This is a genomic window from Rothia terrae, from assembly GCF_012396615.1.
GTDB lineage: Bacteria > Actinomycetota > Actinomycetes > Actinomycetales > Micrococcaceae > Rothia > Rothia terrae.
Genome location: NZ_JAAXPV010000021.1, coordinates 25,098 through 40,760, shown reverse-complemented (window position 1 = coordinate 40,760; position 15,663 = coordinate 25,098). Strand labels below are relative to the sequence as shown.

At 51.7% G+C, this 15,663-nt stretch carries 14 protein-coding genes and 1 pseudogene; 1 reads left to right on the top strand and 14 read right to left on the bottom strand.

What is annotated here, in order from left to right; translation table 11 throughout:
- The first annotated feature begins 166 nt into the window (after positions 1-166).
- Entirely contained in the window at positions 167-685 is a 519-nt protein-coding gene (locus HF984_RS10205; protein ID WP_168615572.1) for a ferritin, read from the top strand.
- 91 nt (positions 686-776) lie between these two features.
- On the opposite strand, the pseudogene HF984_RS10200 reads toward HF984_RS10205, so the two are convergent.
- From HF984_RS10200 to murG, 14 genes and pseudogenes are all read right to left on the bottom strand, one after another.
- Positions 777-1,121 (bottom strand): annotated as a pseudogene (locus HF984_RS10200) (DoxX family membrane protein); the annotation flags it as partial.
- Positions 1,122-1,133: 12 nt separating this feature from the next.
- Positions 1,134-1,292, bottom strand: coding sequence for a hypothetical protein (locus tag HF984_RS10195; RefSeq protein WP_168615570.1), 159 nt, complete (start codon positions 1,290-1,292; stop codon positions 1,134-1,136).
- A gap of 425 nt (positions 1,293-1,717) precedes the next feature.
- Positions 1,718-5,257 carry a DNA polymerase III subunit alpha gene (gene dnaE / locus HF984_RS10190; protein ID WP_168615569.1) on the bottom strand — a complete coding sequence of 1,180 codons (3,540 nt, stop codon included), beginning with the start codon at positions 5,255-5,257 and terminating at the stop codon, positions 1,718-1,720.
- A gap of 43 nt (positions 5,258-5,300) precedes the next feature.
- Complete coding sequence (locus HF984_RS10185; protein ID WP_168615568.1) at positions 5,301-6,251, bottom strand: RluA family pseudouridine synthase; 951 nt, start codon at positions 6,249-6,251, stop codon at positions 5,301-5,303.
- A gap of 3 nt (positions 6,252-6,254) precedes the next feature.
- Positions 6,255-6,848, bottom strand: coding sequence for a signal peptidase II (lspA, locus tag HF984_RS10180; RefSeq protein WP_168615567.1), 594 nt, complete (start codon positions 6,846-6,848; stop codon positions 6,255-6,257).
- 113 nt (positions 6,849-6,961) lie between these two features.
- The gene (locus HF984_RS10175; RefSeq protein WP_168615566.1) at positions 6,962-7,618 is read right to left on the bottom strand and encodes a DivIVA domain-containing protein; all 657 of its coding nucleotides are present in this window, start codon (positions 7,616-7,618) and stop codon (positions 6,962-6,964) included.
- Between the two features lie 359 nt (positions 7,619-7,977).
- Positions 7,978-8,277: a YggT family protein gene (locus HF984_RS10170; protein ID WP_168615565.1), complete on the bottom strand. Its 300-nt coding sequence runs from the start codon at positions 8,275-8,277 to the stop codon at positions 7,978-7,980.
- Positions 8,278-8,285: 8 nt separating this feature from the next.
- Positions 8,286-8,912 carry a cell division protein SepF gene (locus HF984_RS10165; protein ID WP_168615564.1) on the bottom strand — a complete coding sequence of 209 codons (627 nt, stop codon included), beginning with the start codon at positions 8,910-8,912 and terminating at the stop codon, positions 8,286-8,288.
- Between the two features lie 85 nt (positions 8,913-8,997).
- Entirely contained in the window at positions 8,998-9,801 is an 804-nt protein-coding gene (locus tag HF984_RS10160; RefSeq protein WP_168615563.1) for a YggS family pyridoxal phosphate-dependent enzyme, read from the bottom strand.
- A complete protein-coding gene (locus HF984_RS10155; RefSeq protein ID WP_168615562.1) occupies positions 9,798-10,571 on the bottom strand; it encodes a purine nucleoside phosphorylase YfiH/LACC1 family protein in 774 nt (257 codons plus the stop codon). The genes HF984_RS10160 and HF984_RS10155 overlap by 4 nt, the downstream gene beginning before the upstream one ends.
- A 95-nt stretch (positions 10,572-10,666) precedes the next feature.
- Positions 10,667-11,896: a cell division protein FtsZ gene (gene ftsZ / locus HF984_RS10150; protein WP_168615561.1), complete on the bottom strand. Its 1,230-nt coding sequence runs from the start codon at positions 11,894-11,896 to the stop codon at positions 10,667-10,669.
- A gap of 201 nt (positions 11,897-12,097) precedes the next feature.
- Entirely contained in the window at positions 12,098-13,003 is a 906-nt protein-coding gene (locus tag HF984_RS10145) for a cell division protein FtsQ/DivIB (RefSeq protein WP_168615560.1), read from the bottom strand.
- 54 nt (positions 13,004-13,057) lie between these two features.
- Positions 13,058-14,539 carry a UDP-N-acetylmuramate--L-alanine ligase gene (gene murC, locus HF984_RS10140; protein WP_168615559.1) on the bottom strand — a complete coding sequence of 494 codons (1,482 nt, stop codon included), beginning with the start codon at positions 14,537-14,539 and terminating at the stop codon, positions 13,058-13,060.
- Positions 14,536-15,633: an undecaprenyldiphospho-muramoylpentapeptide beta-N-acetylglucosaminyltransferase gene (murG, locus tag HF984_RS10135; protein ID WP_168615558.1), complete on the bottom strand. Its 1,098-nt coding sequence runs from the start codon at positions 15,631-15,633 to the stop codon at positions 14,536-14,538. The genes murC and murG overlap by 4 nt, the downstream gene beginning before the upstream one ends.
- Positions 15,634-15,663: the final 30 nt, after the last annotated feature.

The window sequence follows — 15,663 nt, the reverse complement described above, 5'->3', positions numbered from 1 at the left end:
GTTGGGCAACGGTCTCTCCGGTATGGCTTGAGGTTATTTCTGGCGATTTAGTCCTCTTATTTTGCCATTGGTGGGGCCGTTGTCTTTTGGTGGGGTGGGGTTGCCCCTCCCTTATGAATAAGCCTCAATGGTGACAAGAGAGCCTTAGCCCGCTACATTTTTAGATATGCAGATTAATAACGATTTAGAAAAACAGTTCCAAGCTCAGATCACTCTCGAATTTGAGTCATCACTTGTTTACCGTCAGCTGGCTATTGAAGCCGATGAGCAGGACCTTCCCGGCATTTCAGCCTGGTTCAACGCTCAGGCTGAAGAAGAAACTGAACACGCTCTCAAGTTCATCAAGTTCCTCTCAGACCGCGGTAACCATGCCAATATCGGCGCTATTGCTGAGCACAATGTAAAGACCGGTCTTACCCCCGTTGAGATGTTCGAAGCAGCCCTTGCCCACGAGCAGAAGGTTTCAGCGTCCATCCGCGATTTGTACCGAGAAAGCGATGCGGCTGGTGATCTTGAATCACGCCCTCTGCTCAACTGGTTTGTTGAAGAACAGATTGAGGAAGAAGCTACCGTCTCAGAGATTCTTGCGCATCTCAAGATGATCGGTAACGACGGCTCAGGTCTCTTGCGCCTAGACCGCGACCTAGCATCTCGCCAGCCCGCGCTGGACGCACCCGGCGAGTAAATGGTTTTATTCACTCAAAGATTGAGGGGTTCGGTACATCTACCCGATGTACCGAACCCCTCTTTTCGTAGTGGTTCAGTGTTTTGCCTCGTTAGTCGATGGTGCTGTGATGATGGCGTCCTACCAGCAGATACTCGAGCGAGAACTTACCGGCTCCGGTGAAGAAAAGAACCACGCCGGGAACAAAATAGAAGAGCGCCGGTTCAAAGCTCAAGCCGCCCTGCTCGCTGATCAAACCATTAGTGGGAATATTGACAGCGAGAATGATGAAAGCAAACATGCAGACCAGCCAGAGGCCAGACCAGCGAGTGAAAATTCCAAGAGCCAGAGCAATACCCAAAAGCAACTGCCCTGCAACAACCAAGAAACCGAAGAACTGTGGAGCCAGCTCACCTACTGGAGCTGTTCCCAAGAATTTCACGATCCCCTGGTAGCCGTGAAGTTTATGTCAGCCGTGAAGGAAAATCGCCAAGGTTCCCAGACGCAAAATCAGAAGACCGAAGCTTCGCATATTTTCGTGATTCAGGTAATCCAAAGTGACAAGGCGCTTCCAACCGCTGGTCTGTGCAGTGGAGTTGGCCGCGTACGAGCTGGTAGACGTAGTCATCATTTCTCCCATGAAACTATGAATGTAATGTGATGAATTACTTTCATTGTAGGAAGAGCTTTTAAAACTGTTAGTTATAAAACAACCTTATTACGTTGCCTTCTGCGAGGTTCACTGAAGAATCTAGGGCTGACAGCCATCAAATCTTCTAGTCACCCGGTATATTCTTTCCAGCACCCAACTACCCCGCAGATACATTCACGCAGCACCAGCTATGAAGTTACCCAAATGTTAAGTTAGAGATTATAAGACTCAGAGTTCTCTCATCTTCTACGGAGTTTACACGTAAGAACTAGCAACCCTGCGATTGCTTCCAGAGCGTCCTTTACGAAGAGAGTTTCGTCCCCTCCCGGAGAAGACCAGGCATGCAAAAGCCCCGCATCAGCAAAGACTGCGGATGCGGGGCTTGAGTGTACTTCGATGGTCTATGCGGCGTCCAAACAGGTTGGCCCAAAGAGCACCTTTAGATCGCCGTAGAGGTCGGGATTAGGCGTCACCCGAAGGTTCGGCGGTATGCGCATGTGCACCTTCTTAGTGCGAGTTGAGAGCATAATGCGCACCTCTGACTCACCGCGGTGGTTCTCCAGCACATCGCGAAGCGCAGTAATTGAATCCTGCGTGGCCTTATACTCAGGGATAAAGATCGTGACCGGCCCTGCCTTGCCGTCAGCTGAAATCTCGGGAATCTGCATCTCCTGAGCAGAGATTGTCACAGAGCCATCGTCGCGACGCTGCAGGCGCCCCTTAATCGTACAAATCTGATCTTCGACGAGCGCGTTGGAATACGGACCGTAGACCTTACCGAAGAACATGATTTCAATCGAACCGGTACGATCTTCAAGTTCAATACGCGCGTACGGGTTACCGCTAGCTTTAGCGATACGACGCGATACAGAGGTAATCATGCCTGCAACAGTCACAATCGAGCCATCACCGCGCGTAGAGTCCTCATCCAACAACGACTGTACAGACGCGTCCGACAGCGCATCCAGCTGCTCCTCTAAGCCACGCAGAGGGTGGTCAGAGACGTAAAGCCCGAGCATTTCGCGCTCAAAGTTGAGCTTGTCTTTCTTCTCCCACTCGGGAACATCCGGGATTGCAATCATGAGATCGTCGGAGGGATCATCGCCGCCCATTCCCATATCGCCAAAGAGGTCGAACTGGCCAGCAGCTTCTTGACGCTTGACCGAGACGGTTGCATCAATAGCTTCTTCGTGAATCATCGACAGCGGACGACGCGAGTGCCCAAGATCATCGAAAGCACCAGCCTTAATGAGTGAGTCCACGGTGCGCTTATTGCAGACGACCGCAGGGACTTTCTTCAAGAAGTCGTGGAAAGACTCAAAGCGTCCCTTTTCCTCACGGGTTTCGACCATTGCTGTCACAACGTTTGCGCCGACGTTACGAATAGCGCCCATGCCAAAGCGAATATCTTTACCTACAGGAGTGAAGTTCAGCGCTGATTCGTTGACGTCGGGCGGGAGCACCGTGATCTTCATGTGACGGCACTCGTTAAGGTACAGCGCGAGCTTGTCTTTATCATCGCCCACTGAGGTGAGCAGTGCTGCCATGTACTCCTGCGGATAGTGAGCCTTCAGGTAGGCGGTCCAGTAAGAGACCAAACCGTACGCCGCGGTGTGTGCCTTGTTGAACGCGTAGTCAGAGAAGGGCAGCAGAATGTCCCATAGAGCCTTGACAGCACCTTCTGAGAAGCCGTTATCGAGCATGCCCTGGTGGAAGGTTGCGTACTGTTTATCCAGCTCCGCTTTCTTCTTCTTACCCATTGCACGGCGCAAAATATCCGCCTCGCCCAACGAGTAACCAGCGACCTTCTGAGCGATTGCCATTACCTGCTCCTGATACACGATCAGGCCGTAGGTGGTATCTAGGATTTCTGCCAGCGGCTCTTCGAGCTCAGGGTGAATAGGCGTGACTTCCTGCAGTCCGTTCTTACGCAAAGCGTAGTTGGTGTGCGAGTTAGCACCCATGGGGCCGGGACGATACAGCGCCAAAACCGCCGAAATGTGCTCAAAGTGATCGGGCTGCATGAGCTTAAGGAGCTGACGCATGGGACCACCATCGAGCTGGAATACGCCCAGAGTATCGCCGCGCGCTAGGAGCTTGTACGACTCGGCGTCATCAATCTCAAGCGTCTCAAGGTCGATCTCTTCGTTTCGGTTCATCTTGATGTTCTCAAGAGCATCCGAAATGATGGTGAGGTTTCGCAGACCCAAGAAGTCCATCTTGATCAGGCCAAGACCTTCACACGTGGGGTAATCGAACTGAGTGATGACCTGGCCGTCTTGCTCTCGGCGCATAATAGGAATCACATCGATGAGGTCGTGGCTCGACATAATAACGCCTGCCGCGTGCACGCCCCACTGACGTTTCAGACCTTCCAAGCCTTTAGCGGTCTCAAAAACCTTGGCGGAATCGGGGTCGGTCTCAATCAGTTCACGCAAATCACCGGCGTCCCCGTAACGCTTATCATCGGGGTTGTAGACATTGGCGAGCGCGATGTTCTTACCCATAATGTCTTCGGGCATCGCCTTGGTCAGGCGTTCACCGGTTGAGAAGGGGTAGCCGAGGACGCGAGAGGAGTCTTTCAGCGCCTGCTTCGCTTTAATGGTGCCATAGGTAACGATCATCGCTACCTTGTCTTCGCCGTACTTCTCGGTCACGTAGTGAATCACTTCAGAACGGCGGCGATCATCGAAGTCGACGTCGAAGTCGGGCATGGAGACGCGGTCGGGGTTGAGGAATCGCTCAAAGATGAGGTCGTGTTCAAGAGGGTTGAGGTCGGTAATACGCATAGCGTACGCCACCATGGAACCCGCACCGGAGCCGCGTCCGGGACCTACGCGAATACCCTGACTCTTTGCCCAGTTGATGAAGTCCGCGACCACAAGGAAGTATCCGGGAAAGCCCATCTGAGAGATGATGCCGACTTCGTATTCGGCCTGTTTGCGCACCTCATCGGGAACTCCGTTGGGGAATCGGTAGTGTAGACCTTTTTCAACTTCTTTAACGAACCAGGATTCCTCGTTTTCGCCCTCGGGCACGGGGAAACGCGGCATGTAGTTCGCTTTGGTGTTGAATTCGACGTTGCAACGCTCAGCGATTTCTAGGGTGTTATCGCAGGCTTCTGGGAAATCACGGAAGAGATGACGCATTTCTTCCGGGGATTTCAAGTAGAAATCATCGGCATCGAATTTGAATCGCTTGGGGTCCTGCAGTGTTGAACCGGACTGCACGCACAGTAGAGCTGCGTGGGCTTTCGCGTCCTCCGCATGGGTGTAGTGAAGGTCGTTGGTGGCAACCAGTGGAAGATTCAGCTCTTTGGCGAGCTTGATGAGATCGTTCATCACGTTCTTCTCAATGGTAAGACCGTGATCCATGATTTCGCAGTAATAGTTTTCTTTACCGAAAATATCGCGGAAGTCGCTGGCTGCCTGCACAGCTTCTTTATACTGTCCCAGTCGCAAACGGGTTTGAACTTCGCCAGAGGGACACCCCGTGGTTGCAATCAGACCTTTACCGTAGGTCTGAAGCAGGTCGCGGTCCATACGCGGCTTATAAAAGTGACCTTCAAGCGATGCCAGTGAGGATGCGCGGAACAGGTTATGCATACCCTGCGTGTTTTCTGCCCACAGGGTCATATGGGTGTAAGCACCGCCGCCTGAGACGTCATCACGACCACCGTCAGCAAACTTCACTCGAGTGCGGTCCTGACGAGCAGTTCCGGGAGTGACATAGGCTTCAACACCAATAATAGGCTTCACGTCTGCTTGTTTTGCCTTGTTCCAGAAATCAAAAGCACCAAAGAGAAAGCCGTGGTCAGTGGTCGCCAAAGAGTTCATGCCGAGTTCTTTGGTGTGGTCGAAGAGGTCAGTTAGACGTGCTGCCCCATCGAGCATCGAGTACTCGGTGTGTACGTGAAGGTGGGTAAAGCCTTTGCCGCTCACTGCATTCCCCTGTTTCTCGTGAAGTTATAGTCAATCAAAGTGTTTAGAAGTCGCCGTTGCGCAGAGTTTCTACAGCGTATTCCAGGTCTTGCGGGTACGGTGATTCAAATTCAACGTACTCCCCCGTGCCCGGGTGTGTAAAGCCTAGTTTGTGAGCGTGCAACCACTGGCGAGTGAGACCGAGGTTCGCACTCATGGACGGATCTGACCCGTAGGTTAGGTCGCCTGCGCACGGATGCTTGAGGGCAGAGAAATGGACGCGAATCTGGTGGGTTCGTCCTGTCTCAAGGTGAACCTCAACTAACGAAGCCGGTCCGAACGCCTCAATGACCTCGTAGTGCGTCACGGAGTCGCGTCCACCCTCAATAACCGCGAACTTCCATTCGTAACCGGGGTGGCGTCCGATCGGCGCATCGATTGTGCCTTTGAGAGGATCGGGGATTCCCTGTACGAGGGCATGATAGACCTTCTCAACGGTGCGTTCTTTGAAGGCACGCTTGAATTCGGAGTACGAGTTCTCATTTTTGGCAACCACCATGAGCCCGGAGGTTCCAACGTCCAAGCGGTGCACGATACCCTGGCGTTCAGCGGCTCCAGAAGTAGAAACCGTGATTCCTGCCCCGAGTAATACTCCCACTACGGTGGGGCCGTGCCAGCCTTGCGATGGATGCGCCGCCACACCGGCAGGCTTATCGACGACCACGATGTCATCGTCTTGGTACACGATAGAAAAGCCATCAACGTATTCTGGCTGCACATCGGTGATATCCCGCGGCGCAGGCGCATCCACCACCACGGTGTCGCCTTCAGCAACCTTGGCAGATTTTGTACTCTTAACCGGTTTACCAGCTCGCTCAATCTTAATCTGGCTATCTTTGGCCCAGTCAGCAGCAACGCCACGCGGCACATCCAGTGAGGACGCTACGAAGGCGTCCAAGCGCGTCCCTGCATTATCAGATTCCACAGTCAGACGCTGGGTAATACGGTTACTCACTAGTTATTTCTCCTCGCTGGTTGATGCAGATTTTTCAAAGGTTCCATCGAGCTTAAGTCCCGCAACTGTCATGATGATGATTGCTGCCATCGCAAGGCAAATAGCGCTATCTGCAATGTTGAAAATAGCGAAATTGCTCACGGAGATGAAGTCAACGACATGCCCAATCGCAAATCCAGGTGCGCGGAATAAACGATCCGTGAGGTTCCCTAAAATACCGCCCAGCAGACAGGCAAGAGATACGACCCACCATAGTGCACGAGCCCGCATCAATGCCGTCACAACTATTACTGCCGCGACCGCCTGAATCACCGTAAAAACCCAGGTATGACCTTCGCCGAACGAGAAAGCGGCGCCCGGATTCAGAATGTAAAACCAACGAAAAACACCGGGAATAATTTCAATCCGTTGCCCCAGTGTCATCGCGTGTTCGACCAACCATTTAGAACCCTGGTCAATCACGTAGACCAACACAAAGAGGACAATAGCGAGAACCCACTTAGAATGAGAACTCACTAAACGACCGGTACGAACAACATCCTGCCCTGCGTTCACCTCACGCAACCCTTTCGCGAAACCGAATAACTTATCAAGCATACACGCGAGCTACCACTGACACCTATGACCTCAGACGGCGCACTCATCACACATAAAAATGATGGGCAAGACCTATACTGTCTTACCCACCACTTTTAATAAGTTTTATACGCCTAAACAGCATCAGTCACTTGCGAAGTGCTCACTTTCTGAGCTTCAATATTCGGCGTCGAATTCAGTTCTTTCAAATTCGCTTCCATGAATTCACGCAGGCCCTGGCGGTACTGCTTTTCAAAGGTACGTAAGCTATCAACAGAATTCTCAAGCTGCTTCTTGGTCTGATCCAAATCAGCCAACATACGATTACGCTCGGTGCGAGCATCAGAAAGCATAGTGTTTGCTTCTTTTCGAGCCTCACCAATCATACGTTCTTTTTCTGCCTTACCAGCAGCAACGTATTCGTCGTGCACCTTCTGAGCCATAGCAAGCAAAGAGGTGGCGTTATCAGGTCGCGCTGTAGAAACAGGTGCAACTTCAGGCTCCGCAACTACAGACTCAGTGTTCTGAACAACGGTTTCAGAAGCGTTGACAGGCGTTGAATCTTCAACCACCTCTGCCTCAAGCATCTCATTTTCAGAAGCACTAGCCTGAGACAGCTGATTCTCAGCTTCTTCGAGCTGTCGCTTGAGTGAAGCGTTTTCAGCATTCAATCGGCGAAACTCAACCACTACCTCATCAAGAAAGTCATCGACTTCCTCCATGGAGTAGCCCTTGGTGTACTTCGTGAATTTGAACCCCTTGTTGATCACGTTTTCTGGCGTAAGAGCCACGAGTGAATCACCTCATAATTCGAATACAACCGTTTTGGATAAAACGGTCAGATGTTACCCCAAAACATCTCTAACGGAATAAGATTCTACAATCTTTTGAGCGCTCGACAACCTCAAAACCAGCCAGAAAACCCGTGTAGGTTTATTTTCAGAGGAAATCTTCATCGTTACTAGTGTCTACACACAGAACTTGAAATGAAACACATCATTACGACACATCGCTCACCAATCCATGCGTTCACTTTATGAAATGCTCACTGTCACGGCATTGATAAAGCACTAAAATTCTATCCCCCAAACAGCCTACGAAGCTACCAAAAGAGAAAAATTTTATACTTAAAACTTAAACCAAGTAAAAACTATGAAAGTCCCGCAGTAATTCCACGCAAGATCGTCTGAGCAAAACCAACCGCAATCACAAGAATGAGGAAGCCGACATCCAGACCAACAGCGCCAAGACGCAAAGGGGGGATCCGGCGTCGCAACGCATTCATCGGAGGATCAGAAACGGCATAAACAGCCGACGCCACCACCAACACAATGCCCTTCGGCTTCCAATAACGCGAGAACATCTGCACCCAGTCAAAGACCAAGCGCAAAATGAGAGCTATGTAAAAGAGATACACAGCGATTGTTAACAGCGCAAAAACGTATCCCATTCAACAACCTATGCCTGGTTGAAGAGGTGGTTTGAATCCTCATCGACAGAAAGAGGAATATCAGCACCTTCCGCACCTAACACCTCGAGGTTAGCGGGGGTCAACAAAAAGACCTTGTCTGTCACACGCTCAATGGAACCGTGAAGAGCGAACGCCAAGCCAGCTGAGAAATCAACCAAGCGCTTAGCTTCTCCCTCACCCATATCTGTCACGTTCATGATGACGGGAATATTCTCACGGAATGATTCACCGATAATTTTTGCATCATTGTACGAACGGGGGTGAATAGTGGTAATACGGCGCAATTCTTCTTCGCTTTCGTAGTGGGTTTCAAGAGGGCGGACGGCGCGAGCTGCTCTACTGCCAGAGGTAGAAGGTTGAGGACGCTCAGCAATAGGAGTAGATTCAAAAACCTCATTAAAATCTGACTCTTCTTCGACCTCTGGCTCTTCTTCTACGGGCTCAACTGTCGTAGTAGTGTAGTCCTCAAAGAACTCTTCGCGAGGGAAGTCCAAATCATCGTCGCTGTAATATTCTTCCTGATGAGCAGGTGCTTTACGCGGCTGATTAGGCACGGGCTCACCTGGTTCAGCGAGTCCAAGGTATGCCATAGCCTGCTGCAGGGTTCGAGCCATCGTCTCTCCTTATACTGAGCATTTTTATCAATAATAAATCTATTGGATTGGAACTTGCTGAAAACTACGCTCCTACCGATATGTTCTACTGTACCAGCGGACGCGGTCCCATAATCTGCGACCCCACACGAACGATGGTGGATCCCCAGCGGATTGCAGATTCCATGTCGCCACTCATTCCTGCTGAAATCTGATCTGCGTGTGGAAACTGTTCGCGAAGACGCGATGAAATACCATAAAGACGTTCAAAGGCCTGGTCAGGGTCTCCACCCAGCGGAGGAACACCCATCACGCCCGCGCAACTCAACCCCGGTAGCTCTTCAAGAAGTTGCGCAATCTCAAGAGCAGCATCAGCGTCGCTTCCGCCGCGCTTTCCTTCAGCAGCTTGACCTGCTGTTGCAGCAGCGTCCTCATCAAGGCTCACCTGCACAAAGCACTTCAACCCGCCCAAGCTGTGCGCCAACGGAGCAGAATCTTCTTCTGCCTCATAGCGGTTGAGCTGGTTAGTGTAAGCCTTCGCCAATGCCTTAGCCAGCGAAGGACGATCCACGGAATGCACGTCCGTTGCGTAGCGCACCACTGACTTTGCTTTGTTTGTTTGCAACTGACCAATGAAAGACCAGCGCAAAGGACTCTCATTGTTCAAGGTGAGCGAATCTAGATCACGTGCCTTGACAGATGCTTCTTGATCTCGGTTTTCACCGACATGGCGCACGCCGATCGAATAGAGTTTTTCCACATCGGATGCGGGAAAAAACTTGGTCACAACCATGAGCTCAACATCGCGAGAGGTTTCGTTCCGAACAGCAGAATAATCAGTGGATGCCTCAGCAATAGCGTCCTGAACTTTCTCAAGACGAGCCCGAAGCTCCTCTACACGTTCATTCATTGTTCTTCCTTCCAAATTACTCCAGCAATTCGGCCGTGGGGTGCGCCGCGTCTGTGCGAAAACAAATTCTTATTTTCAAAGGTGCAAGCGTTGAACTCTGTACTCACGCGAGACACAAGGTGATGCCGGCTGGCAATAGCAACAGCTGCTGCAGGTAGATCAAGCGCAGGAGTACCCCAGCTCGTCTCAGAATCAAGCTCAGGGTGCTGCGCAACAGACTCATCATGCATAGCTGATGGCACCTCATAGCATTTACCGCAGATTGAAGGCCCAACCCATACCTGGATGCCAGTAGCGCCCTTTGCTTCTAAGGACGCCAAGGTTTGTTGAATAACACCGTCCAGCAACCCACGTCGTCCAGCGTGAGCCACAGCCATCAGAGGAAACCCCTCTTGTCGAGATGCACAAAAAACAAGCGGTACACAATCTGCCACCATCACAGCCAAAGCGCGAGCGTTCTCACTGATGGCAGCATCGGCAACAGGTGCGGTTTCCAGCAACTCAGCACCCGACTTCTCTGCCGCATCTCGACAAGTAACTGGCTCCAGCTCCTTATCGGTAGCCACGTGGATTCCATGCACCTGGTTGAGGTAGGCGACAGACCCCTCCATCAGCCCCAGCTCTCGATCAAGCAAGACCCTGGACATCTGCACTGCACGTGCATTATCACCCACGTGCAAGCCTAGATTTCCGGTATCTACCGAAGTAAAACCAACACACACTCGATGCTCGCCCAAGGTCACTTTTTCTTGGGCAAATAAAGTGCTCACCGAGACTCCTTAGAACAGCGAATAACGTGAAGTGGTACAGCAAGAGGTCGAGACTCAAAGCCTCGACCTCTTACTCAATAGCCCATAGGCAAGAATTACTTCAGGAAGTCAGGAACGTCCAGCGAATCCTTGCGAGAATTTGATGAAGAATCATCAACAACCGGAGGTAAATCTACATCGAAGCCTGCGGAAGCGGGAACGTCGTTGTTGGACTGTGACCAGTTGTTGGACGCGGGAGCTGATGAGAAACCACCGCGCTGAGGCGCTGAGCCAACACCGGGCTGTTGCTGTGCAGAGTTACCGCCGAAGGTCTGCTGAGTGCGCTGAGCCTGTGAAGCTGCCGCGTTGTTGTTGTTTGAGTTGGTTTCGGGGTTTACCGAATCGAAACCAGCTGCAATCACGGTCACGCGCGCTTCATCACCAAGAGCGTCATCGATAACAGCACCGAAGATGATGTTCGCATCGGGGTGTGCAACTTCCTGAACCAGGCGAGCCGCCTCGTTGATTTCGAACAGACCCAAGTCTGAGCCACCCTGGATGGACAGCAGAACGCCGTGCGCACCATCGATGGATGCCTCGAGCAAAGGTGATGCGATTGCAAGCTCAGCTGCCTTGACTGCGCGGTCTTCACCTGAAGCTGAACCAATACCCATCAATGCTGAGCCAGCACCCTGCATCACTGACTTAACGTCAGCGAAGTCAAGGTTGATCAGACCCGGAGTGGTAATCAAGTCGGTGATGCCCTGAACACCGGAGAGCAGAACCTGATCAGCTGACTTGAACGCATCCAGCATTGAAACGTTTCGGTCTGAGATTGAAAGCAGACGATCGTTAGGAATAACGATGAGGGTATCAACTTCGTCGCGAAGAGCTGCGATACCGGTTTCTGCCTGGTTTGAACGACGGCGGCCTTCGAAGGTGAAGGGGCGGGTCACAACACCAATGGTCAAAGCACCGAGTGAACGAGCGATGCGCGCAACTACGGGAGCGCCACCGGTACCGGTGCCACCACCCTCACCAGCGGTTACGAAGACCATGTCAGCACCCTTGAGTACTTCTTCAATCTCCTGCTCGTGATCTTCTGCTGCCTGTCGGCCAACCTCGGGATTAGCACCCGCACCGAGACCGCGAGTAAGTTCGCGTCCTACATCAAGCTTGACGTCAGCATCTGACATCAGCAGCGCCTGAGCGTCAGTGTTGATAGCAATGAATTCAACACCGCGAAGACCAACCTCAATCATGCGGTTAACAGCGTTTACGCCGCCGCCACCGATACCAACTACCTTGATAACAGCCAGGTAATTCTGGGGAGTTGCTGCGTCCATTTGTCCCTCAATAAATCTTGATTTCAATCGCTCAGACTTAAACCTTCATCTTTAGATTGAAGGAACCTGAACGACTATTTACCTACATACTCACATAAAAGAGTATCAATACAATATGCGCATGTCGCATATGTTTCTTACAATCAGGCACTTTTTACCCAAAAACAGCAAATTGCCTAAAACCTAAAGTTTAACTTTAGACTATTTAGTGGTGGGGTGAAGCGGGCTGGAAACATCATAAGTATCTACCCCGCCATTCTCCGACAGTGCTTCACGCAATGAAATTAGAACCTTAGCTTTAAGTTCACTTTCAGAGGAGGTCCCCCACATCACCGTACTACCGTCTTTCATTTTCAACGTGATAGTCGATGAAGAATCCGCTTTAGTCTCAGAGACTTCCGAAATCAACGAACTCGGCAAGGACGCAAGAACCTGCGTGATAGGCCCAAAGGAATCTTTATGAGTAGCGTCTAAGCCTCCGCCGATTAACGGCACACCGGCATCCTCAACAGAGTCTACGGTACCAAGTTGTACACCGTCAGAATCAACCAGATAGAACTTTTTATCCTGTTCGACTACAGCAACCGGAACGCGCTCTTGCAAGCGAACTACCAACTCATGGGGCGGATGCGACTCAATAGTGACACCTCTAAGAATGGAGTTCTCCCCCAACCTGTTCTGAACATCTTGTTCGCTCACACGCGTCAGCGGCACACCGTCTAGATCAGAGAGCTGCTGCTGCACATAGTCCTCTGATAGCAGATGCGCCCCCTGCACGGTGATGGTGCGAATAGCAAGTAAAGGCGAGTAAAAGACAATTCCCACGAATAGCACGGTAGCTACAAGAAAAGCTCCAAGCGCAACCGCCCACCGCTTAGCTTTCTTGCGCTTACGTTGCTGACGCAATTGCGATAACCGTCTATCAATCTCGGGGGTATGAACTGCCTTTTTCTGTCCCTGTTGCGCATTGCGTTCTTTCGTTGCAGCCCGCCACTGAGTCAGCCGACCAACTTTTTGGTCCTCGACGCTCACCAGCTCATCAGCAGTATCAAGGCGTCGCACCTTCGGCGAGTTAGCACTCACCTCAGGGTTCTGTTGTTCAGCCACGTGAGAGACATCCTTTACTGGTTGTGTCTTGATCAAGAAGTTGAGATGGAAAGACTAGTTTTCCTGGGTAGCAAGCGCTTCGATGAGAGCATTCCCGTACGAGGTGATATCACCAGCACCAACCGTCATGACAATATCGCCAGGCTGAGCCTGCTGAGCAATCAGTTCAACAGCCTCATGGCCACTATGAGCGTACTTCACCTCTGAATAACCGGCATCGGTAATAAGGTGGCTGGTGACACCCTCGATTGGGAGTTCACGGGCCGGATAGATATCTAGCACGTAGGAACGGTCAGCTAAAGACAGAGCCTGAGCGAACTCGCGTGAAAATTCCTGCGTACGTGAGAACAGGTGCGGCTGGAACATGACATACAGGTTGTGTCCGGCAGCCACGGTTCGTCCGGTTTCAAGAGCGCGCTGAACTTCGGTGGGATGATGCGCGTAGTCATCAAATACGCTCACACCGTTAGCTACACCGCGCAAGGTGAAACGACGGTCGGTACCGGTAAACTTACTCAGCGCCTGAACAATTTCAACGGGGTCAGAGCCCGCGAGCAAACCACACACGAAGCCTGCAGTTGCATTGAGCTGATTATGGATGCCGGGGATGTTAAGAGTCAGAGTTGTTGCACCTTGGTAGCTCTTTCCACCCAGTTCAAAGTCCCATCGGATGTTTGAAGAACACACGATTCCTTCGCTGGTGGAACCCAATAGCTGCACATCTGCCTCTGCAGATTCGCCGTAGGTGACTACCTGAACACCTGCCTCGCGGCTACGGCGCGCCAAATCCATCGCCCCTGCATCGTCAGCACACGTCACGAGCACACCGTCATCATTCATGGACGCCACAAAGCGGTTGAAGGATTCATACACTTTTTCAGCGGTGCCATAGAAATCAAGGTGGTCAGGCTCAACGTTAGTAACCACTGCAATCTGGGGCAGATAACGAACAAAAGAGCCATCAGACTCGTCAGCCTCAGCAACAAACCATGAGGTTTCAGAGGTACTACCCAAGTGAGCATTGGTACCGTAACCTGCAATTTCTGATCCCACAGCAAAGGAGGGATCCTGCGCAAGCCCGTCAAACATCACTGCAATCATGGACGACGTGGTGGTCTTACCGTGCGTACCTGCAACAGCAATAACCTGAGAATCTCCCATTGCAGCAGCCAAGGCTTCTGAGCGGTGAATGATACGAAGACCCAGCTCACGAGCAGCAACCATCTCGGGATTGTCCGCCTTGATAGCGGTCGAAACCACAACGGTCTGGACGCCCTCAACGTTCTGCGCAGCCTGAGGCACAGTAACCTTAGCTCCCTGAGCTCGAAGCGCGTTAAGCCCGGCGCTTTCACGCTGATCAGAGCCTGAAACTTCAACCCCAGCCTGCAACATCAAACGAGCCACGGCAGACATACCAGCGCCACCGATACCCACAAAGTGCGCGCGTCCTAGATCTGAAAGACGGGGACGCGCCGCAAACGGAGGATTCAGAACCTCGGGCATCTCAAGATCAAGATTCATCATTGATTTAGTCATTTACCTGCCACCTTCAATACTTCGTGTGCCATAACCTGCGCCGCGTTTCGAATACCGTGGCTGTATGACTTAGTTGCCATGTCGGCTAGCGTTTCGCTGTCTTTAACAAGTGTGGGAATGTTTGCTGAGAACCATTCAGGGGTGAACTCGGAGTCTTTCACCAGCAGGGCTGCACCAGCGTCCACCAATCCACGGGCGTTCAGTGCCTGCTCACCATTGCCAATAGGAAGCGGAACAAAGACTGCGGGTACGCCCACAGCTGCGATTTCGCTGACGGTTGCAGCTCCTGCTCGTACTACCAGTAAATCTGCAGCGGCGTAGACGTCCTGCATACCGTTGATGAACTCAACCTGTCGGTAGTTAGTGGCTTCAAGCGGTTTGCCTGAATCATCGAGTACGACCTTGTCGTGTCCGGTGATGTGAAGCAACTGAATGCCCCACTCCTCGAGCAAACCGGCAATGGCTTTAACGGTGGTGTTCATGCTCAAGGCACCCAAAGAACCACCGGTCACAATAATGGTGGGAAGATCAGCATCAATTCCCAGAGCTTTACGGGCGTCATTGCGACGAGCATTGCGATCAACGGACGCTACCTCACCGCGCATGGGCATACCAACATAGCGGGCACCCGCAATAGGGGTGTTTTCAAACGCGGTAGCTACAAGGCGAGCTTTCTTTGCGCCGACCTTATTAGCTAGGCCAGGTTTCGCATTGCCCTCGTGAATTACTACAGGAATGTTCAGCTTATGCGCAGCCAGATACATCGGTGTGCAGACGTAACCGCCCACGCCGACCACTACGTCTGCCTCTGCACGACGCAAAATATCGGCCGCTTGTTTCAAAGCCTTATTGAACTGAAGAGGAAATTTTAGAGCAGCCGCATTAGGACGACGCGGAAAAGGAACCTTAGGAATGAACTCAATATCGTATCCGGCCTCAGGCACTAGACGTTCTTCCATGCTTCCGGATGTTCCCACTGTCAGAATCTTCGTCTCTGGCGCTTCAGCCTTGATGGCATCTGCAATAGACAGCATCGGGCTAATATGCCCAGCGGTTCCACCGCCAGCAAGTACTACTGAAGGTGCTTTGCTCATCTCAAACTCCAATAAAATTTTGCGTATTAA